Below are 19231 nucleotides of genomic sequence, written 5' to 3'. Positions count from 1 at the left end.
GCGTCAGCGTGCGTTGGCAACCGTCACCTTGCCGGGAATCAGCTTCAGTGCGCTGAACGCGTCGGCGATGTTCTGCTGATACGCGAGCGTCGCATCGGTGACGGGCTGCACGCCATAGCCGGTGCGCTTGAGCGCGACTTCGAGCGTCGGCGCGTCGAGGCCGACGAGCGGCGACAGTTGCGCGGCGACTTCCTGAACGTGGTCGCGTCCCCAGCGATCGACCGCGTCGACTTCGTCGAGCAGCGTGCGCAGCACCTGCGGCTGCGCGACGGCATACTTGCGCGCGGCGAGGTAGTACTGTGTGTTGCGCACGAGCCCGTCGCCGTTCGCGACCACGCGTGCGCCGAGCTGCCGTTCGGCGGCCGCCAGGTACGGATCCCAGATCACCCACGCGTCGACGCTGCGCTGCACGAACGCGGCGCGTGCGTCGGCGGGCGTCAGATAGATCGGCTGGATGTCGGCATACGTGAGGCCCGCGTGCTCCAGCGCCTTCACGAGCAGATAGTGGACGTTCGAACCCTTGTTGAACGCGACCTTCTTGCCGCGCAGCTGCGCGACGGTTCGGATCGGCGAATCGGGCAGCACGACGATCGCCTCGCCGTGCGGCGCGGGCGGTTCGTTGCCGAGATAGACGAAGTCGACGCCCGCGGCCTGCGCGAAGATCGGCGGCGTCTCGCCGACCGTGCCGACGTCGATCGCGCCGGCGTTCAGCCCCTCGAGCAACTGCGGGCCGGCCGGGAACTCGAGCCATTGGACCGTCACGCCCTGGCTTGCGAGCCGCTTCTCGAGCGTGCCGCGCGCCTTGAGCACGACGAAGTTGCCGTATTTCTGGAAACCGATGCGCAGCCGCTTGTCGCTGCCCTGCGCCAGTGCAGGCGTGCCCGCGAGCGGGCCGAGCGCGAGCCCGGCCAGTCCGGCGGCCGCGCCATGCAGCCACTGGCGGCGTCGCGGATTTGCCGGGGTCGTTTCAAGATCTGCGTACGGTGTGTCGTTCATCGAGGCGTCCTGCTGACGGGTTCACGGAAGCGCGCTTGCGGCGCGACCGGCACATGACGCAGCCGGATGCGTGCGCTGCGCGCGGCCGGCCGGCCCGCGCCGGATGCACGACGATACGGCCGCGCGAATCGGCGGCCAACCAATGAATCCGCATATGCAAATCAGCGGCCGGACGATACGTGAACGACGAGCCGACAGGGCGTCGCCGCACTCAATCGGTGCCGAGCGGGCTTTCCTCGATCGAGTCGACGCGATCAGGGTAAAACGCGAGGTGCGCGCGAATCGATTCGACGGCCGGGTTCGGATGCTCGTACGTCCACACCGCGTTGGTCGCGCGTTCGCCGCCGACGGGAATCGAGTAATACGCGCAATCGCCCTTGTACGGGCAGTACGTCGCATGGTCGGTGCGTTGCAGGAGCGCCATGTCGGCGTCCTCGCGCGGAACGTACAGCACGACCGGATAGCTGGCTTCGCGCAGCGCCAGCGCGTGGCGCGTATCGGCGACGATCTTGCCGGCCACCTTGACCACGACGCGCGATGGATGCGGTTCGATCGTGATCGGGTGATCGGGGCCCGGAGACTTCACCGGACGAGAGGGCGTATCGGGGCTGATCGACATCGTGGGTCCTCCAGGAAGGGGGGCGCGCCGACGGGCACGCCGTGCCGCAACGTGCACGCGGGCGAATCCCCGCGCGCCGGTGCTGGCGTTGACCAGCCGATACGATGCGCCAATTCCGGAGAACCTGCAGGGGGCCGGAAGGCATTGCGCGAATGGCGTCGCTGCATGACGCACAACGGCGGCGCATGGCAGCCGGACTCCGCCGGCATGTCCTCGACGCTCGCGCGGACATCTTCATGCAGCGGCAGCGGGATGCATCCGCTGCGATAAGCAACGCGGAATTAATTGGTAAGCGATCGGCGGGCGGCGCGCGAAGATCGGCGGTCGTCATTCGCATGACAGTCCTTTGATCGCCACCATGAAGATTCCATTCGTCTCGTTCGCCGCGCATCGTGCGCGGCCCGCATCCGTTGCGGTTGGAGCGCTGCGCGGCATGGCCGCGTCGCTGCTGCTCGCCGGCGCGGTCGCGCAAGCGTTCGCGGCGCCGGCCGGCAAGACGCTCGTATTCTGCAGCGAAGGCAGCCCGGCCGGCTTCGACCCCGGCCAGCACACGACCAGCACTGATTTCGACGCGAGCACGTACACCGTCTACAACGGGCTCGTGCAGTTCAAGCGCGGCACGCTCGAGCTCGCGCCGTCGCTCGCGACGAGCTGGGACGTGTCGTCCGACCAGCGCGTCTACACGTTTCACCTGCGGCGCGGCGTGAAGTTCCAGACGACCGCGTGGTTCAAGCCGACGCGGCCGTTCCAGGCGGACGACGTCGTGTTCACGTTCCGCCGCATGCTCGACCCCGATGATCCGTTCCGCAAGGCCTATCCGGTCAGCTTCCCGTACTTCAGCGATCTCGGATTCGACCGCAACATCGAGCGCATCGAGAAAGTCGACGACGATACGGTGCGCTTCGTGCTGAAGTCGCCCGACGTCGTGTTCGTGCGCAATCTCGCGATGGCGTTCGCGTCGATTCTGTCGGCCGAATACGCGTCGCAGTTGACGGCGCGCCATCGCGAAGCCGACATCAACCAGTTCCCGGTCGGGACGGGGCCGTTCCAGCTGCGCGCGTACCAGAAGGACGCGACGATCCGTTACGACGCGAACCCCGACTACTGGAAGCCGGACGACGTGAAGCTCGCGCATCTCGTGTTCGCGATCACGCCCGATCCGGCCGTGCGGTTGCAGAAGCTCACGGCGGGCGAGTGCCAGGTGTCGGTGTTCCCGCGGCCGGCCGATCTCGAGACGGTGCGGCGTGATCCGAAGCTGACGCTGTTTTCGGGGACGGGCTTCAACGTCGGCTTCGTCGCGTACAACACGCAGCATCCGCCGCTCGATCGTGTCGACGTGCGGCGTGCGCTCGACATCGCGATCGACAAGACGGCGATCATCAAGACCGTATTCAACGGCGACGCGACGATCGCGACGAACCCGATGCCGCCCGCGCAATGGTCGTACAACCCGCGCCTGAAGGACGCGCCGCGCGATCCGGCCGCGGCGAAGGCGCTGCTTGCGCAAGCAGGATTCCCGAACGGTTTCGACCTGACGTTGTGGGCGATGCCGGTGCAGCGCCCGTACAACCCGAACGCGCAGCTGATGGCGCAACTGATCCAGCAGGATTGGGCGAGGATCGGCGTGCGCGCGAAGATCGTCAGCTACGAGTGGGGCGAGTACAACCGCCGCGCGAAACGCGACGGGCAGCACGATGCGATCCTGTACGGCTGGTCGGGCGACAACGGCGACCCCGACAACTGGCTCGGCACGCTGCTCGGCTGCGACGCGGTGCACGGCAGCAACCTCGCGAAGTGGTGCAATGCGGATTTCGAGCGGCTCGTCGGTGCGGCACGCACGAACGCGGACGTCGCGAAACGCACGTCGCTTTACGAGCAGGCCCAGGTCGTGTTCAAGAATCAGGTGCCGTTCACGCCGATCGCGACGTCGATCGTGTCGCTGCCGATCTCGAAGCGCGTGCACGGGGTGACGTTCTCGCCGCTCGGCGGGCACCGGTTCGACGGCGTGTGGCTGGATTGAGGAAGGGAAGCCGGCGCGCGTGCGCCGGCTGTCGGCGCGGAGGTCGGTTCAGTGCGATCGCGGTGTGCAATATTTTCCTGATCGTGCTGGCGTGCACGAAAGGATTGCCGGGCAACGCACGCGAGAGTTTGTTCTGAATTCGCAAATGCGGAGCACGCTTCATTTCGAAAAACTGAATAAAAATCATCGAATTGCACGGCGGCAGAAATGACGCGTCCGGGCATTAACATTCTTACTTCGAGCCATGACCGGTCTGCCGCTCCACGATGAAAAAGCGGTAAATGACGTGCGCGTATTTCATCGCTGACGCGCTCCGCCCATAAATGCATTCCGACGCCAAATTATTTGAATTCATCCCAAAAATTGTCTATACCCTAGACGAATAAGCGGGATCCGCATCGTGTCAATGCGGCCTTGCGACAGACGCGCGAATGTAGCGGCCAGTGCCGTTGCCGTACACCGCACGTGCAGCGATCGAATGGATTGCGGGGAATGCGCACGGCCGATGCCGGGGCCGCCGCATGAGTCACGAATGGGGGAACGCCGTGCGCACCACCCCGTGTAACACCGCGTCATTACATTCAACGGTCGATCACCGACCCCGCCACACGGAGGTTGTCATGCTGCAATACGTCAAGACCTTGCTGCGCGATGAACGTGGTGTCAGCTCGCTCGAATACGCGGTTCTGGCCGGCATCGTCGTAGTCGCACTGGCGGCGGTCGGGGTGATTCTCAGCAGCACGTCCGGCGGCTTGCCGGCCGTGTTCACCGCGCTGATCAACAAGGTCACGGCGTTGATCTGATCTCCTGAACCCGCGCGCCGTCGGCGGACACACGGATCCGCAGCGGTACGACGTATCCAGCCGGGGCGCGCCGACGGACGGCTCTCCGATGCTCTTTCTCGTACAGTCGGCGGCGACGCTCGTGCTGGTGTCGCTCGCGACGCAGGACCTGCGCGAGCGGCGCTTGTCCAATGGCGCCGTGCTGGCGTTCGCGATGCTGTATTTGATCGCGGCGGCACTCGCGCGCGACGGGCTTGCGCAACTCGCCGGTCACGTGGCGACCGCCGCGGCGATGCTGTTGCTGTTCGCCGGCCTGCGTCATGCGGGCTGGATCGGTGGCGGCGACGTGAAGCTGGCGGCGGCGGTGTTCATGTGGGCCGGCCCGACGCTCGCGTTCCCGGTGTTGACGATCGTCGCCGCGAGCGGCGCCCTGTACGGCGTCGCTGCGCTCGCGGCCGTCGCATGGCGGCGTCACACCGCGCCGGCACGTGCGATCGCGCCGCGCGGCGTGCCGTATGGCATCGCGCTCGCGCTCGGCGGCGCGCTGGCCGTCTGGGTGCCGTTTCCTCACGCCGTTTCGTTGACCTAGGCCGGGGGACGCGCGCCGCCATGCCCAAACCCCTGAGAATGGCCGTGCTGATCATCGCCGCCGCGATCGGCGCGTTCATCCTGCGCCAGCTGTATGTCGCCGCGTCCACGCCGTCGGCGCCCGGCGAAGCGGCCGAGGTGAGCGTGCGCGTCGCTGCGGCGGACCTGCCCGAAGGGCTGCTGCTGCGCGACAACGATCTCGCGTGGAAGCGCATGCCGCGCACGCAGGTGCCGGCCGGTGCGTTCGTCGAGTCGCAACCGGGCGCGGACCTGAAAGGCGCGCTGCTGCGCAACCGTGTCGACGCCGGTGCGCCGATCCGCGCGGACAACGTGATTGCGGCCGGCGCGCCGGATTTTCTCGCGGCCGCGCTGCAGCCCGGCATGCGCGCGATCTCGGTGCCGGTCGACGACGTGTCGGGCAATGCGGGGCTGATCCAGCCGGGCGACTTCGTCGACGTGGTGCTCACGCAGGAGATCGGCGGTTCCGCGACGACGCCCGGCACGTTCGAAGCGGAGACGGTCGTGCGGCGCGCGCGCGTGCTCGCGGTCGGCTCGGAATTCCAGCGTGCGAAGACGCCCGCGAGCGCGCCGGACGTGCCGGTCCGCGCGCGCACGGTCACGCTCGAGGTCGCGCCGCGCACCGCCCAGGTCGTGCTGGTCGCGACGCGCCTCGGCTCGCTGTCGCTGGCGTTGCGCAGCTTTGCGACGAGCGATCGCCGCCAGGCGGCGGGCGGCGACGAACAGGAGCCCGATACGCCGCCGGTGTGGGCCGGCGACGTGTCGCGCGCGGCCCGCGACGCGGCGCGGGTACCGTCCGGGAGAACGGACGGCGGCGCGCGGCCGCCATCGCAGGGCAATACGGTCGTGATCTATCGCGGCTCGTCGGTCGACGACGGGTCGCGCGGCAGCGGCATCGGCACGCCGGGCTTGCCGCCGCTGCCGTCCGGTTGGCCGGGCATGCCAGCCACGCCAGGCATGCCGGTTGCGCCGGCTGCGCCTGCGGGCGGCAATGTCGCCGCGGACGCAACGGCGCAAGCGTCGCAAGCGCCGCGGGCGTCCGTGCCGCAGTGACGGGATGACGATTCGGGCTGGCCGCCCGGCGGCCGGCATTTGACGGGAAGACGCATGGTGCGCATGGTTCGTTGGATCGCTTTCTGGTGCCTGGCCTGCATCGTCGCGCCGGGCGTCGCGCTCGCGCAGCGCGCGCAGGCGGCGGACGCCGGCGCGGCGTTGTCGATCGCGACGGGCAAGGGCGAGATGCTGTCGCTGCCCGAACCCGCGACCGCGATGTTCGTCGCGGACCCGAGCATCGCGGACATCCAGGTGCCGTCGCCGCGCACCGTGTTCGTGTTCGGGAAGAAGGCCGGCACCACCACGCTGATCGCGCTCGGCGCGAACCATCGACCGATCCTGCGCCGCACGGTGATCGTGCAGGTCGACACCGCGTCGCTGCAGGCGGTGCTCGACAGCCGCTTTCCGCAATTGAAGCTGTCGGTGTCCGGCGCGCCGGGCTCGCTGATGGTGTCGGGCAAGGTGCCGAGCGCAGCCGACGCGGACGCCGTGATGCAGTCGCTCACGCCTTATCTCAACGACAAGGAAAAGATCGTCAACCGGCTCACGCTGTCGCGCCCGATCCAGGTGAACCTGCGCGTGCGCGTGACCGAGGTGAGCCGCAACGTCACGCAGCAGCTCGGCATCAACTGGAGCTCGCTCGGCGCGGCCGGCAACTTCGTCGGCGGACTGTTCAACGGGCGCACGCTGATCGATCCGACGACCAAGCTGTTCAACCTGTCGCCGACCGGCGCGTATTCGATACTCGGCGGTTTCCACGCGGGGCGCTGGTCGATCGACGTCGTGCTCGATGCGCTCGACCAGGAAGGGCTGATCACGATGCTGGCGGAGCCGAATCTCACCGCGATGTCCGGGCAGACCGCGAGCTTCCTTGCCGGTGGCGAAATTCCGATTCCGGTCGCGCAGGCCGGCACCACGACCGGCGCGATCACGGTCGAGTTCAAGCCGTTCGGCGTGTCGCTCGATTTCACGCCGACCGTGCTCGCCGACAACCGGATCAGCCTGAAGGTGCGGCCGGAGGTGAGCGAAATCGATACGAGCAACAGCGTGACGACGGGCGGCGTCACGGTGCCGGGACTCTCCGTGCGACGCGTCGACACGACGGTCGAGCTGTCGAGCGGGCAGAGCTTCGCGATCGGCGGGCTGCTGCAGAGCCAGACGGCGGATACCGTGTCGCAGATCCCGGGGCTCGGCCGGCTGCCGATCATCGGCCGGCTGTTTTCTTCGAAGAACTTCCAGGACAACAAGACCGAGGTCGTCGTGATCGTGACGCCGTACATCGTGCAGCCGACGGGCCCCGGCCAGCTCGAGCAGGCGCTCGACACCGTCGCGCGGCCGAGCAGCGATCTCGAGTTCGCGATCCAGCGCAATCTCGGGATCGACCTGCTGTCGGGCGACACGCCGCGCCTCGTCGGCGCTGCGGGCTTCGTGTACTGACCGGAGGAGCGCGCATGCGAATTCGAACCATCGTCTTCGTCCTGTTGCCGCCGGCGCTGGCGGGCTGCCTGTCGGCGCCGCCGCCGATCAACCTGCCCGATGCGCGCGCGATCGGCTTCGATGGCGTGCGCGCGGTGCCGCCCGACTGCGCGAAGCTGATGCAACCGTCGCATCTCGTCGATGCGGGGTTCGGGCGGCCCGGCGTGCCGTTCGGCTGCGCGACCTACACGAATCTCGCGACGATGCTCGCGCGCCCGGAGGATCTCGTCGCGCCCGTGCCGTACGGCGGCGCGGACGCGCAAGTCGCGGCCGATGCCGTGCGCCGCTACGTCGAGGATCGCGTGAAGCAGCCCGCACCCGACAAGACGTTGACGACGACCGGCTCGCCCGGCCATTGACCCATTTCCGATGCGAAGCGCGATGCCGCCCATGAACGTCCTCGACCGCCAGAACGCCAAACGCGCCGCCGCAGCCGGAGCGGCGGATCTCGTCGCGGTCGTGTCCGATGCCGGCAGCGAAGACGTGATCCGGCGCGTCGCACAGGATCTGTCGATCACGCGCGCCCATGTGCAGCCGGGCAACTGCGACGACGCGATCCGGCTGTTGCAGCAGCACGAGCGCTCACCGCGCCAGCTGATCGTCGACGTGTCGGATTCCGTGCTGCCGGTATCGGACCTGATGCGGCTCGCCGACGTGTGCGATCCGTCGGTGAGGGTCATCGCGATCGGCACGCAGAACGATGTCGGGCTGTTCCGCAACCTGCTCGGCATCGGCGTGCAGGACTACATCGTGAAGCCGCTGACCGTCGAGTTGATGCGGCGCGCGCTGACCGCGACGGAATCGGTCGTGCAGGCGCGCACCGGCAAGATCGTCGCCTTCGTCGGCGCGCGCGGCGGTGTGGGCGCGACCACGATCGCGGTGAGTCTGGCGCGCTGCCTGGCGGGCGAGAAGCGCCGCCGCGTCGCGTACGTCGATCTCAACCTGCATGGCGGCGGCGCGAACTCGATGCTCGGGCTGTCGAGCAACAACGGGCTGATCGAATTGCTGAACATGGAGCAGCGTCCCGACGACGCGTTGTTCGACCGAATGTTCGTCACGAAGGGCGACCGCCTGCACGTGCTGTCGGCCGAACTGGCGTACGGCGAGGACGCGCCGCTGCGCGACGATGCGCTCGCGTTGCTCGTCGACATGCTGAAGGACCGCTTTCACTACGTGCTGTTCGACGTGGGTATCCGCGCCGGCAAGCTGTTCGAGGACGCGCTGGGGGTATCCGATCTCGTCTATATCGTCGCCGACCGCTCGGTGCACGCCGCGTATGAAGCCGCACGGCTTGCGCGCTTCGTGAAGGAGCTGCCCGGCGATCGGCTGCTGTCGATGATGCTGAACAACCCGCTCGAACCGGTCAAGGGGCGCGTCGCGCAGACCGACTTCGAGGACGCATTCGGCGGCGTGAGGCTGCGCGAGCTGCCGCACGAGCCGCAGCCGCTCGCAGTCGCCGAGAACCTCGGTGAACCGATCGAGCGCGCGAAACGTCATGGCTTCCTGGACGAGATCCGGCTGCTCGCGAACGGCATCACCGGCGAATCGATGGCCGTCGCCGAGCCGTGGTACGCGCGCTTCGTCAAATGGAGAAAGGGATCGTGACGTTCGGTACCCGCAAGCAGTCGACACCGGACCCTGTGCCGGCAGGAGCGCCCGCCGCGCCGCGCGACGGCGCGCCCGGACCGGACCCAAGCGCGGGCCCGGGCACGGGTCCGACCGCGAGCCCGGCGTCCGCATCCGCGCGCGCGCTCGCTGCGGCCGATACCCAGGAGGCGCTCATTCGCTCCGGCAAGTTCGATGCGATTCGCAACGCGGTGTTTTCGTCGATGAACATGTCGGCGGCGCTGATGAAGACGCGCGACGAAGTGCGTGCGGGCATCGAACAGGTGGCCGCGCACACCGTCGAGCGCGAACGTCTGAAGATCACGACGGGCGAGCAGGTGCTGATCGTCGACGCGATCCTGAACGACATGTTCGGTGTCGGGCCGATCGAACCGCTGCTCGCCGACGACACCGTCTCGGACATTCTCGTGAACGGCCCCGACCAGGTGTACGTCGAGCGCGCAGGCCGGCTCGAACTCACGCCGCTGAAGTTTCGCGACAACGCGCACGTGACGAGTGTCGCGCAGCGGATCGCGGCGGCGGTCGGGCGTCGCGTCGACGAAAGCAGCCCGATGGTCGACGCGCGTCTCGCCGACGGCAGCCGCGTGAACGTGGTCCTGCCGCCGATCGCGATGCGCGGCGCGTCGATCTCGATCCGCAAGTTCGCGAAGCGCGACATCACGCTCGCGCGCATGGCGCACCAGGGCAATATCTCGCACGGGATGCTGCAGGTGCTGAAGGTCGCGTGCGCGTGCCGGCTGAACATCGTGATATCGGGCGGTACTGGTTCGGGCAAGACGACACTGCTCAACGCGCTTTCGCAACATATCGAGGAGCACGAACGGATCGTGACGATCGAGGACGCGGCCGAGCTGCAACTGCTGCAGCCGCACGTCGTCAGTCTCGAGACGCGGCCGGAGAATACGGAAGGGCTCGGCGGGATCTCGCAGCGCGACCTCGTGCGCAACGCACTTCGGATGCGGCCCGACCGCATCATCCTCGGCGAAATCCGCGGCGCGGAGGCGTTCGACGTGCTGCAGGCGATGAATACGGGGCACGACGGCTCGATGACGACGATCCATGCGAACTCGCCGCGCGACGCGATCAGCCGGCTCGAAAGCATGGTCATGATGGCGAACGCGAACCTGCAACTGCTGTCGATCCGGCGCCAGATCGCGAGCGCCGTGCACCTGTTCGTGCAGGTCGAGCGGATGCGCGACGGCGTGCGCCGCGTGACCCGGATCACCGAGATCGTCGGGATGGAGGGCGAGGTGGTGATCACGCAGGATCTGTTCGCGTTCCGCCAGGGAGACGACACGACGCGGGACGTGGTGAAGGGCGTGTTCGAAGCGTCGTCGCTGCGGCCGGCGTTCGCGCCGCGCGCCGCGTACTACGGTGTCGAGGACGCGCTTTCCGAGGTATTCCGGCAATGAGGGGCGCGGATCTGTTCGCGATCGGCGCGTTCGTCGTGATCCTCGCGGCGGGCCTCGCGCTGTCCGCGTTGCTGGAGCGTGCGCGCCATACGCCGGAGCAGCGCATACGCGCGCGGATGCGGCACCTTGCGCCATCGCTGGCCGGCCGGGAGGCCGGTGCGGCCGCGGCGCCCGGCGTCGCGCTGTTCAACCTGCCGCGCCGGCAAAGCCGCGCGCGCGCGTGGCTGCAGCGTTATGTGACGCGCGTGCGTGCGGTCGGCGGCGAACGCGGGATGCGGATCGTCGTCGCCGGCACGCTCGCCGGAGCGATCGCCGCGATCGTGGTGGTGGAGCTCGTCGCGCTGCCGCGCGTAGTTCATCCGCTGATCTACGTCGGGCTGCCGCTGGTGACGATGCGCGCCAGCTACCGCGCGCTGGTCGAGCGGTTCCGGCTACGCTTTCTCGAAGCGTTCCCGGACGCGATCGATCTGATCGTGCGGGCGGTGCGCGCGGGCATTCCGGTCACGCAGGCGATCAGCACGGTCGGCGACAGCGCGGCGGAGCCGGTGCGCTCGACCTTCCGCACGATGGGCGACAGCCTGCGCGTCGGCGCGGATCTGAAGGACGTGCTGACGCTCGCGGCGGACCGGCTGATGATCGCGGACTTCTCGTTCTTCACTGTCTACCTGTTGCTGCAGCGCGAGACGGGCGGCAGTCTCGGCGAAACGCTCGACGAGTTGTCGAGCATCATCCGTACGCGCCGCGACATCCGCCTGAAGACGCGCGCGTTGACCGCCGAGGGGCGGATCACGACGAAGATCATTTCGGCGGTGCCGTTCGTGATGATCGGTGCGCTGTTTCTCGTGAATCGCGCGTATGTGATGCTCCTGTTCGACACGCATGCCGGACGCGTGATGCTGACGATCGCCGCGGTGCTGCTGACGATCGGATTGCTGACGATTCGCAAGATCTCGAAACTGGATACCGCGCGATGACGATGTCGATGCTGGCCGCCCGCGGCCTTGAACTTTTGTTGTTGCTCGCGTGCGTCGCGGCGGCGCTCGTGCCGCCCGGCGGCGGCACACGCCGGCGGATCGCGGAGCGTGTGCAGCAGGCGGCCGGGCAACGTTCGCTGTCGCTGGCGTCGGGGCGGCTGCAGCCTGGCGAGGTGCGTCAGGACCTGACGCGTCGGCTCGCGCAGCTCGGCGAGCGGCTGCCCGTGCTCGACCCGATGCAGCGCGTGAAGCTCGGGCTGCAACTGACGCGCGCGGGTTTTCGCGAGCGGCGTGCGGTGTCGTCGATGATCGGCATCAAGCTGAGTTGCGGCGTGCTGTTCGCCGGCGTCGCGATCGTGTTCAGCCCGTACATTCCACGCTTCGGCGAATACTTCGTGATCCGGGCGCTGGCGATGGTCGCCGCGTTCGTGATCGGCGTGATCGTGCCCGAATACGTGCTCGGCGCGATGATCCGACGGCGCCGGCGCATCATCTCCGCGTGCTTTCCGGATGCGCTCGACCTGCTCGTGATCTGCACGATGGCCGGCAACAGCCTCGTATCGGGCGTGCGACGTGTCGCGCGCGAACTCGAGCGCATTTGCCCGCCGCTCGCCGACGAGCTGAAGGTGTGCGCGGACGAGCTGACGCTGAGCGGCAACGTAGCCGAAGCGCTCACGCACTTTGCGATGCGCGTCGACTTCGCGTCGGCGCGCTCGCTTGCCACGACGCTCACGCAGTCGCAGCGATTCGGCACGCCGATCACGCAGGCGTTGCGGACGCTGTCGCGCAGCGAGCGGACCGAGCAGATCGTCGCGCTCGAGGAACAGGCCGCGAAGCTCGCGCCGAAGATCACGCTGCCGATGATGCTGTTCATTCTGCCGACGGTCGGCCTGATCGCGGCGGGCCCGGCGGCGATCCGCCTGCTCGAGGTATTCAAATGACACGATCCGTCATCCGTGCGTTCGCGTTCGCAGCCGTGTTGCCGGTGCTGGCCGGCGGCTGCGCGCCGGGCATCCAGACGCGGCCGGCGCTGTCGCACAAGAGCGACGACCCGCAGGCCGAATTGCGCATTGCCGATAGCGCGCTTGCCGGCGGCAACGTCGATCTCGCGTCGACGCTGTACGAGAAGGTGCTTGCCCGGCATCCCGATTCGCTCCCGGCGCGCCTGGGGCTCGGCGACGTCAACTACCGCGCCGGCGATCTGGAGCGCGCGCGAATTCTCTACGAGCAGGCACGGCAGCAGGCACCCGCCGAACTCGGGCCGCAGATCGGGCTTGCGCGGGTCGCGTTGCGGCAGCGTCGGCTCGACGAGGCCGCACGGCGCTACCGTGACCTGCTGGCCGCGCAGCCGAACCTTCCGCTCGCGGCGGAAGGGCTCGGCACGGTGCTCGATCTTCAGGGCCGCCACGAGGACGCGCAGGCCGTGTACCGGGATGCGCTGCGCGCGCATCCGGACGCGCAGGGGCTGCGCGTCGACCTCGGGCTTTCGCTCGTGCTGGGCAACCGGCCGCGCGAGGGTGTGAACGTGTTGCTCGACGTGGCCGGGCTGCCCGATGCGCCGTGGCAGGCGCGCCAGAATCTCGCGTTCGCGTATGGCGTGCTCGGCAACACCGATTCGGCGAAGAAGCTGCTGTCCGCGGATCTGCCCGCGTCGGCGGTGGCTGACAATCTGCGCGTGTACCAGGCAGTGCGCGCGCAACTCGCGTCGCGCCCTGCGTCCGCCGCCGCACGCCCGTCGACGGGCGCCGCGCTCGAGCCGCGCGCGGTGCCGCACGCCGCGGAGGCCGGAAAATGACACGCGGGGCGATGGGCGCGCGCCGCGCGCGCGGCGTCGTATCGCTCGAATTCGTGCTGATGCTGCCGTTCCTGTTGATGGTGCTGATCGGCATCATCGACACGAGCCTGCTGCTATGCGACAAGGCCGTCATCACGAACGCGAGCCGCGAAGCCGCGCGTGCCGGCGTCGTGCTGCGCGTGCCGATGCTGACCACGGCACAGATCGCAAGCGTCGCATCGAGCTACACGCAGAACAGCTTGATCACCGGCGGCACTGCGACGACGCCGACGGTGACCGTGACGCAGGCGAACGGCACGACGTCGGGCACCGCGCTGACGGTGACGGTAACCTACACATATTCGGGGCTGGTGCTGGGTTCGGCATTCAGTGCGCTGACCGGCCCGGTGACGATCTCGGCCAGCTCGGTGATGCTCTATGAATGACGCAGCCGACGCGCCGGGGATCGGCGCAGTGCGTGAGCGCGGTTCCGTCGCGCTGTTCTTCCTGATGTTCCTGATTCCGCTGCTCTCGTTCGGCGCGCTGGCGATCGACATCGCGTGGGTGGCCACGGTACGCAACCAGCTGCAGAACGCCGCCGACGCGGCCGCACTTGCGGCGGCCGACGCGATGATGTCGCCGAGCGGCGGCGCGCTGAACTGGTCGCAGGCCGCGCCGGCTGCGAACGGTGTGATCGCGCAGAACGCGGCGGCCGGCGCACCGCTGGCGACCGGCGCGGTGACGACCGGGTACTGGAACGTGACGCGCAGTCCCGCAACGATGCAGCCGACCACGATCACGCCCGGCTCGTACGACGTGCCGGCGGTGCAGGTCACGGTATCGCGCGCGCCGGGTGTGAACGGCGGCTCGATTCCGCTACTGCTCGGCGGGCTGCTCGGCATTGCCGGCGCGTCCGGCAGCGCGACCGCGATCGCGGTGCTCGCCGCGCCGGGCGGGGTCGCGGCGGGTGGGCTCTTTCCGGTCGCGATCGACCAGTGCGTGTACAACCAGTACTGGAACACGCTGACCAATCAGCCGCTGATCAATCCGCTGACGGGTCTGCCGTACGAGTTTACGATCACGAACGGCCAGACTTATGGCTCGCTGTGCATGGGCGGCCAGTGGACGTCGTTCCAGTCGACCGCGAGCGACACGACGACGATGGGCGGCCTGATGGTGACCGGCAATCCGACGACGCTCAATATTGGCGACAGCATTTATCTCGCGACCGGCGTGAAGGCGACGCTCTACACGTCGGTGCCGGTCGGCACGACGGTCGTGCTGCCGGTCGTTACGCAGACGGCGAGCAGCACCTACGTGCCGATCGTCGCGTTCGCGGCGTTCCACATCGACGTGTCGCTCGGCGGCACATACAAGTACATCCAGGGGCACTTCGTCGCCGGCGTGAAAATGACCGGCGTCGCGACGGGCGTCGGGCCGTACTACGGTGTATACGTGCCGCCGCGGCTCGCGCTGTGAGCGTCGTGGCGCGCGCGGCGCAGCAGCACGAGCAGCGCGAAGAGCGTCACGGCCGGGCCGATCTGCGGCAGCTGCAGCCACGGGTTCAGGTATTCGGCGATCGGCAGCGCCCACATCAGCGCGATCGCGGTCTGTTCGCCGCGCAGCCAGCGGTCGCGCCAGCCGATCGACAGCATGCAGGCGATCGCGATGGCGAGCCATGTGAGTTCGTAGTGCCACAGGTACGGGTTGGCCACGAGCGTCGCGACCGTCAGCACGGCCGCGCGCACGCGGGTGTCGCGCGACTGCGTCCATGCGATGCAGGCGGCCGCGATCGTAATCGCGGCGATGCACGCATGTGCCGCATACGCGGCGCCGAGCGGCACGCCCGAGAGCCGGAACGCCGCGAACGGCGTCGGCGACGCGAGCCAGAACACGACGCCGTGTTCGAGAACGATCGAGCGTGCGAGGCCCGCGCTGGCGACGAACTGGCGCCACGACTCGATCCCGCAGACCAGGACGCTCAGCGCGACGAACGTGCCGGTGGCGAGCGCAGCCCACGCGATCGTGCGCCATGCGCGTGTCGCCACCAGCACGAACGGGAACAGCAGCGCCATCTGCGGCTTGACGGACAGCAGTCCGATGCAAAGCCCCGCCAACATCGGCCGCCGCTCGGCCCAGTGGACGGCCAGCGCCGCGCACGATGCTGTCAGGAACGTGTTTTGCCCGAGCGCCGCGGTGACGAACACGCACGGCGCGACGGGCAGCGCAACCATGCCGGCGCGCCATGCGCCGGGAATCATGCCGAGACGGGATACGCGCCACGCGGCGAGGCCGAGCACGGCGACGCCGAACGCGACGAACAGCGGATAACCGAGTGCGAAGCGCAGCAGCGCCAGCGGCGTCACGAGCAGCAGATAAGTGGGCGGGTACAGCCACGGGGCGAAGGCGTCGCGACGAAGGTTGGGGAACAGCTCGGCCGACAGCCGCGAGAATACCGAGAAATCGTATGCCTGCGAGGGCGAGCCGTGCAGCATGACGTACGACGCGGACCAGAACACCGAGAAGTCGGCGCCGGCGCGTGACAGGACGCCGCCGTGTGCATGACGCACGACGGATATCCAGATCGCGATGAACAGCGCGGACAACGCCAGCATCAGCATGCTGTACAGGACGACGCGTCGCGGTGTGAGCCACGCGACGACCGGGCGCTCCGCCGAGCGCAATAATTGCCGGGGAATGTCCAATTGCCGCCGCCCGGTTCTACTTGAACGACGCTTTGCGAGCGGCGGCGCCGGTTGCCGCCGGCAGCGCCGTCCGGCGACGTGCCGAGTTCGCACGCTTCATCGGGAACTGCAGCAGCTTCGATGCCGGCTGCCCGGCGGCATCGCGCTCGGCACGGTAGCGCCGCCTCACGAGATAGACGGGGCGCTGCTTGGACTCGTGATAGATCCGGCCGAGGTATTCGCCGATCACGCCGATGCCGATCAGCTGGATGCCGCCGACGAACAGCACGACGGAAATCAGCGACGGGTAGCCATGCACCGGATTGCCGAACAGCAGCGTTCGCACCACGATGAAGGTGCCATACACGAGTGACAGCATCGCGAACGTGAGGCCGACGTAGGTCCATACGCGCAGCGGAACGGTGCTGAAGCTCGTGATGCCCTCGAGCGCGAAGTTCCAGCGGCGCCATCCGGAGAACTTCGAGCGGCCGCCACTGCGCGGCGCGCGCGTGTATTCGACGATCGCGGTGCGAAAGCCGACCCACGCGAACAGCCCCTTCATGAACCGCCGCCGCTCCGGCAGCGCGCGCAGCGCATCGACGACCTCGCGATCCATCAGGCGGAAATCGCCGACGTTTTCCGGCATTTCGACTTCGGACAGCGCATTGTGCACGCGATAGTAGAGCGTCGCCGCCGCGCGCTGCAGGTACGGATCGCACATCCGGTCGGTGCGTTTCGCGGCGACGACTTCGGCGCCGCCGCGCCAGTGTTCGATCATCGCGGGAATCAGCGCGGGAGGGTCCTGCAGGTCGGCGTCGATCAGGATCACCGCGGCGCCGGCGGCCTCGTCGAGGCCCGCGGTGAGCGCCGCTTCCTTGCCGAAGCGGCGCGTGAGATCCACGACGTGCACGCGCGGGTCGCGGCCGGCGACCGTGACCAGCCGGTCGAGCGTGCGATCGCGGCTGCCGTCGTTGATGCAGACGATCTCGAAGCGGACCCCGGCGATCGACTCGAGAACGGGCAGCGTTTCTGCAAAGAATGCGTCGATCGTTTCCTCTTCGTCGTGAAACGGCACGACGAGCGATATCAGCGGCTTCCTGGCGTGCGTGGACATGCTGCGGTCCCCCGAGAGATCCGGCCGGAGCTGCACCGTATGATTCCGGTTGTCGTTTGCCGAACGCGCGCGGCCCGGTTCGGCGTGAAGTCGGTTCCGGCCTGCTCGTCCACTGCGTAGCGGACGACAGGCGTTGCGTTCATTGTAGGCAGGAATCGCCGATTCGTAACACGTATCGGTTGATTTGCGCGCCGGACTGGTTCACCGGGGAAGACATCGGACGGCGGTTGTCTGCGAATCGCGCGCGGTGGCGCTAGGATGACGTTTTCGAGACCGCTGGAGGGCGCGATGCAGGTTCAGGACCTGGCCGGTGCGCCGCTCGATTTCTGGGTGGCGATGGCGGAAGACCTCGGCGCGCCGCGCGTCGACGCCGCGGGGTGCACGGTCATTCACAAACCGGGTGGCATGCCGGTGCCGTATGCGCCGTCGTCGTCGTGGGCGGACGGCGGCCCGCTGGTCGAGCGCTTGCCGTTCGGCGCGTTCGAGCGCGACGGCGGGCACGGCGCGTGGCGCGCGGTGCTGCATCGGGCCGTGCCGGCGGCGGGCGAGCGCTGCACGTTCAACCAGTCGGGGCCGACGCTGCTGGTCGCCGCGATGCGCACGCTGGTCGCGTCGACGTTCGGCGACGACGTGCCGGATCTCGACATGTCGAAGCCGCGTTGAGCGCGCGTGAAGCCGGTCATGCGGCCGACAGGTTGCGTACCGCGATCGACGCGACGTCGACGCGCTTTGGCAGGATCGCGTCCGCGGCTGCGCGGTCGGCGACACGCTGCAGCACGTCGATATCCGCGCCGGTGACGCCGCGCTGCGCGAGCGCCGCCCGGCGGATGATGTCGGCGGCCGCATCGCGCGGCAGGCGCGTGAGCGACGCATAGACGGCCGCGTAATCGACAGGGTGCGACAAGGCCCACTGGCCGGCGCGCGTCAGCCGCGCAAGCACGTCCGAGAGCGCCGCGCGCTTCGATCGATCGTCGAGCGTGTCGACCGGCGACGTGAGGAACGCGAGCCCCGAATTGATCCCGCTGCCGTCGCGCACGATGCGCGCACCGCGCCGCACCACGTGCCCGTAATACGGATCGAAGGTCGCCCAGATGCCGATCTGCTTTGCCTCGAACGCGGCGAACGCATCGACCGGCAGCACGAAGCGCACGTCGACGTCGCCCGGTGCGAGGCCATGTTCGCGCAGCGCGCCGTACAGCTGGTATTGCGAGATGCTGCCGCGCGCCGACGACACGACGACGGTGCGCCCCTTCAGGTCGGCGACGGTGCGCACCGGCGAATCGGGCTGCACGACGATGCCGAGCGACGCCGGTGAGCCGACGCGCGTCGCGACGATCCGCAACGCCGGATCGCCGAGCGCGGCCGTCAGGACGGGCAGGTCGCCGGCCGGCGCGAGATCGATCGCGCCCGCGCGCTGCGCTTCGAACAACGGTGCCGCGCCCTGGAAATTCGCCCAGCGAAACCGGTACGGCACGCCATCGAGCACGCGTGAGGCGTCGGCCAGCGCGCGCAGGCCGCCGGCCTGATCGCCGAGCACCAGGGTGACGTTCGACAGGTCGGGGTCGGCCGCGCGCACGGGCAGTGCGGCGCTGCCGAGCAGCGGTGCGGCGGCCAGGGCGGCCACGCGCAGCAGGGCGCGGCGGCGGGCCGGGGCGGGGGAAGAAGTCATCGACGGCGGGTCCTCGGTGATCCGCGCGCACGCCGCGCGGCTGCCGGGCAGGTTACGGAATCGGTTTCGCGTCGGCAAACATCGAATCGCGAAATGCTTATTCGTTTATTCGCGTGAGTGCGGTGCATGGCGGCGGGGAGAGGCCAAGGCCGCGGCTGCCCCGGCGCCGTTCATCTCGAGCCTGCTGGCCGGCGATCTCGCGCAGGCGCTTGCGCACGTGCCGCCGTCGGCCGCGCGCACGCTCGCGAATGCGGCGCCCGTGGCCTTTGCGCGCGGATTCGCCGCCGCGCTGACGGCGAGCGGCGTGCTCGCGCTCGCTGCCGCTGCCATTGCATGCAAGTTGCTTGCGCAACCGATGCGCGACGCGTGACGGATGCTGCGATACGCGCCCCCCCGTTGCACGCGACGGCGCCGAGCCATCGAGCG

At 68.7% G+C, this 19231-nt stretch carries 19 protein-coding genes and 1 pseudogene; 15 read left to right on the top strand and 5 right to left on the bottom strand.

All coding sequences use genetic code 11. The annotated features are described in order from the left end of the window. Positions 1 to 3: 3 nt before the first annotated feature. Together DIE08_RS26870 and DIE08_RS26865 are read right to left on the bottom strand one after the other, a co-directional pair. Positions 4 to 996, bottom strand: coding sequence for a sulfonate ABC transporter substrate-binding protein (locus DIE08_RS26870; RefSeq protein WP_059598755.1), 993 nt, complete (start codon positions 994 to 996; stop codon positions 4 to 6). 211 nt (positions 997 to 1207) lie between these two features. Continuing rightward, the gene (locus DIE08_RS26865) at positions 1208 to 1615 is read right to left on the bottom strand and encodes a DUF427 domain-containing protein (RefSeq protein ID WP_124628402.1); all 408 of its coding nucleotides are present in this window, start codon (positions 1613 to 1615) and stop codon (positions 1208 to 1210) included. 358 nt (positions 1616 to 1973) lie between these two features. Here DIE08_RS26865 and DIE08_RS26860 point away from each other — a divergent pair, with 358 nt between their 5' ends. The 13 genes from DIE08_RS26860 (at position 1974) to DIE08_RS26800 (ending at position 14817) form a co-directional block, all read left to right on the top strand. Then, positions 1974 to 3635: an ABC transporter substrate-binding protein gene (locus tag DIE08_RS26860; RefSeq protein WP_124904536.1), complete on the top strand. Its 1662-nt coding sequence runs from the start codon at positions 1974 to 1976 to the stop codon at positions 3633 to 3635. A 620-nt stretch (positions 3636 to 4255) separates the two neighbouring features. Then, the gene (locus DIE08_RS26855) at positions 4256 to 4438 is read left to right on the top strand and encodes a Flp family type IVb pilin (RefSeq protein WP_044843866.1); all 183 of its coding nucleotides are present in this window, start codon (positions 4256 to 4258) and stop codon (positions 4436 to 4438) included. 88 nt (positions 4439 to 4526) lie between these two features. After that, positions 4527 to 5006 (top strand): prepilin peptidase, encoded by a 480-nt coding sequence (locus tag DIE08_RS26850; RefSeq protein WP_124904534.1) that lies wholly within the window; start codon positions 4527 to 4529, stop codon positions 5004 to 5006. A gap of 20 nt (positions 5007 to 5026) precedes the next feature. Beyond that, entirely contained in the window at positions 5027 to 6076 is a 1050-nt protein-coding gene (gene cpaB, locus DIE08_RS26845) for a Flp pilus assembly protein CpaB (protein WP_124904532.1), read from the top strand. Positions 6077 to 6130: 54 nt separating this feature from the next. Then, positions 6131 to 7513: a type II and III secretion system protein family protein gene (locus tag DIE08_RS26840; RefSeq protein ID WP_124904530.1), complete on the top strand. Its 1383-nt coding sequence runs from the start codon at positions 6131 to 6133 to the stop codon at positions 7511 to 7513. Positions 7514 to 7527: 14 nt separating this feature from the next. Next, positions 7528 to 7911, top strand: coding sequence for a CpaD family pilus assembly lipoprotein (locus DIE08_RS26835; RefSeq protein ID WP_124904528.1), 384 nt, complete (start codon positions 7528 to 7530; stop codon positions 7909 to 7911). A gap of 22 nt (positions 7912 to 7933) precedes the next feature. Beyond that, a complete protein-coding gene (locus DIE08_RS26830; RefSeq protein ID WP_124628390.1) occupies positions 7934 to 9157 on the top strand; it encodes an AAA family ATPase in 1224 nt (407 codons plus the stop codon). Next, positions 9154 to 10590, top strand: coding sequence for a CpaF family protein (locus DIE08_RS26825; RefSeq protein WP_124904526.1), 1437 nt, complete (start codon positions 9154 to 9156; stop codon positions 10588 to 10590). The genes DIE08_RS26830 and DIE08_RS26825 overlap by 4 nt, the downstream gene beginning before the upstream one ends. Further along, the gene (locus DIE08_RS26820; RefSeq protein WP_124904524.1) at positions 10587 to 11564 is read left to right on the top strand and encodes a type II secretion system F family protein; all 978 of its coding nucleotides are present in this window, start codon (positions 10587 to 10589) and stop codon (positions 11562 to 11564) included. Before DIE08_RS26825 ends, DIE08_RS26820 begins: the two co-directional genes overlap by 4 nt. Beyond that, positions 11561 to 12505, top strand: a complete 945-nt coding sequence (locus DIE08_RS26815) for a type II secretion system F family protein (RefSeq protein WP_124628384.1) — start codon at positions 11561 to 11563, stop codon at positions 12503 to 12505. Before DIE08_RS26820 ends, DIE08_RS26815 begins: the two co-directional genes overlap by 4 nt. Further along, positions 12502 to 13359: a lipopolysaccharide assembly protein LapB gene (locus DIE08_RS26810; RefSeq protein ID WP_124904522.1), complete on the top strand. Its 858-nt coding sequence runs from the start codon at positions 12502 to 12504 to the stop codon at positions 13357 to 13359. Before DIE08_RS26815 ends, DIE08_RS26810 begins: the two co-directional genes overlap by 4 nt. Continuing rightward, positions 13356 to 13784: a TadE/TadG family type IV pilus assembly protein gene (locus DIE08_RS26805; RefSeq protein WP_059598766.1), complete on the top strand. Its 429-nt coding sequence runs from the start codon at positions 13356 to 13358 to the stop codon at positions 13782 to 13784. The genes DIE08_RS26810 and DIE08_RS26805 overlap by 4 nt, the downstream gene beginning before the upstream one ends. Beyond that, entirely contained in the window at positions 13777 to 14817 is a 1041-nt protein-coding gene (locus DIE08_RS26800) for a TadG family pilus assembly protein (RefSeq protein WP_124904520.1), read from the top strand. The genes DIE08_RS26805 and DIE08_RS26800 overlap by 8 nt, the downstream gene beginning before the upstream one ends. Here the strand turns inward: DIE08_RS26800 and DIE08_RS26795 are convergent. Together DIE08_RS26795 and DIE08_RS26790 are read right to left on the bottom strand one after the other, a co-directional pair. Next, entirely contained in the window at positions 14781 to 16043 is a 1263-nt protein-coding gene (locus DIE08_RS26795; protein ID WP_185715896.1) for a glycosyltransferase family 87 protein, read from the bottom strand. The two genes, DIE08_RS26800 and DIE08_RS26795, sit on opposite strands and share 37 nt — an antisense overlap. Before the next feature lie 16 nt (positions 16044 to 16059). Beyond that, positions 16060 to 17136 carry a glycosyltransferase family 2 protein gene (locus DIE08_RS26790; protein ID WP_059598769.1) on the bottom strand — a complete coding sequence of 359 codons (1077 nt, stop codon included), beginning with the start codon at positions 17134 to 17136 and terminating at the stop codon, positions 16060 to 16062. Positions 17137 to 17424: 288 nt separating this feature from the next. On the opposite strand from DIE08_RS26790, the gene DIE08_RS26785 reads away from it, so the two are divergent. Continuing rightward, positions 17425 to 17799 (top strand): phage protein NinX family protein, encoded by a 375-nt coding sequence (locus tag DIE08_RS26785; RefSeq protein WP_124904554.1) that lies wholly within the window; start codon positions 17425 to 17427, stop codon positions 17797 to 17799. Between the two features lie 16 nt (positions 17800 to 17815). Here DIE08_RS26785 and DIE08_RS26780 read toward each other — a convergent pair whose 3' ends face one another. Continuing rightward, positions 17816 to 18805, bottom strand: a complete 990-nt coding sequence (locus DIE08_RS26780) for an ABC transporter substrate-binding protein (RefSeq protein ID WP_124904518.1) — start codon at positions 18803 to 18805, stop codon at positions 17816 to 17818. Positions 18806 to 18956: 151 nt separating this feature from the next. Here DIE08_RS26780 and DIE08_RS26775 point away from each other — a divergent pair. Then, a pseudogene (locus tag DIE08_RS26775) lies at positions 18957 to 19175 on the top strand (MFS transporter); the annotation flags it as partial. Between the last annotated feature and the right edge of the window lie 56 nt (positions 19176 to 19231).

This window comes from Burkholderia sp. Bp9004 (assembly GCF_003858025.1).
GTDB lineage: Bacteria > Pseudomonadota > Gammaproteobacteria > Burkholderiales > Burkholderiaceae > Burkholderia > Burkholderia diffusa.
The sequence above is the reverse complement of the archived record's forward strand: the minus strand, read 5'-3'. Positions and strand labels throughout refer to the sequence as shown.

Coding starts and splice junctions, on each gene's coding strand:
- DIE08_RS26870 (WP_059598755.1), bottom strand. CDS start 996: ATGAACGACACACCGTACGCAGATCTTGAAACGACCCCGGCAAATCCG.
- DIE08_RS26865 (WP_124628402.1), bottom strand. CDS start 1,615: ATGTCGATCAGCCCCGATACGCCCTCTCGTCCGGTGAAGTCTCCGGGC.
- DIE08_RS26860 (WP_124904536.1), top strand. CDS start 1,974: ATGAAGATTCCATTCGTCTCGTTCGCCGCGCATCGTGCGCGGCCCGCA.
- DIE08_RS26855 (WP_044843866.1), top strand. CDS start 4,256: ATGCTGCAATACGTCAAGACCTTGCTGCGCGATGAACGTGGTGTCAGC.
- DIE08_RS26850 (WP_124904534.1), top strand. CDS start 4,527: ATGCTCTTTCTCGTACAGTCGGCGGCGACGCTCGTGCTGGTGTCGCTC.
- cpaB (WP_124904532.1), top strand. CDS start 5,027: ATGCCCAAACCCCTGAGAATGGCCGTGCTGATCATCGCCGCCGCGATC.
- DIE08_RS26840 (WP_124904530.1), top strand. CDS start 6,131: ATGGTGCGCATGGTTCGTTGGATCGCTTTCTGGTGCCTGGCCTGCATC.
- DIE08_RS26835 (WP_124904528.1), top strand. CDS start 7,528: ATGCGAATTCGAACCATCGTCTTCGTCCTGTTGCCGCCGGCGCTGGCG.
- DIE08_RS26830 (WP_124628390.1), top strand. CDS start 7,934: ATGCCGCCCATGAACGTCCTCGACCGCCAGAACGCCAAACGCGCCGCC.
- DIE08_RS26820 (WP_124904524.1), top strand. CDS start 10,587: ATGAGGGGCGCGGATCTGTTCGCGATCGGCGCGTTCGTCGTGATCCTC.
- DIE08_RS26815 (WP_124628384.1), top strand. CDS start 11,561: ATGACGATGTCGATGCTGGCCGCCCGCGGCCTTGAACTTTTGTTGTTG.
- DIE08_RS26810 (WP_124904522.1), top strand. CDS start 12,502: ATGACACGATCCGTCATCCGTGCGTTCGCGTTCGCAGCCGTGTTGCCG.
- DIE08_RS26805 (WP_059598766.1), top strand. CDS start 13,356: ATGACACGCGGGGCGATGGGCGCGCGCCGCGCGCGCGGCGTCGTATCG.
- DIE08_RS26800 (WP_124904520.1), top strand. CDS start 13,777: ATGAATGACGCAGCCGACGCGCCGGGGATCGGCGCAGTGCGTGAGCGC.
- DIE08_RS26790 (WP_059598769.1), bottom strand. CDS start 17,136: ATGTCCACGCACGCCAGGAAGCCGCTGATATCGCTCGTCGTGCCGTTT.
- DIE08_RS26785 (WP_124904554.1), top strand. CDS start 17,425: ATGCAGGTTCAGGACCTGGCCGGTGCGCCGCTCGATTTCTGGGTGGCG.
- DIE08_RS26780 (WP_124904518.1), bottom strand. CDS start 18,805: ATGACTTCTTCCCCCGCCCCGGCCCGCCGCCGCGCCCTGCTGCGCGTG.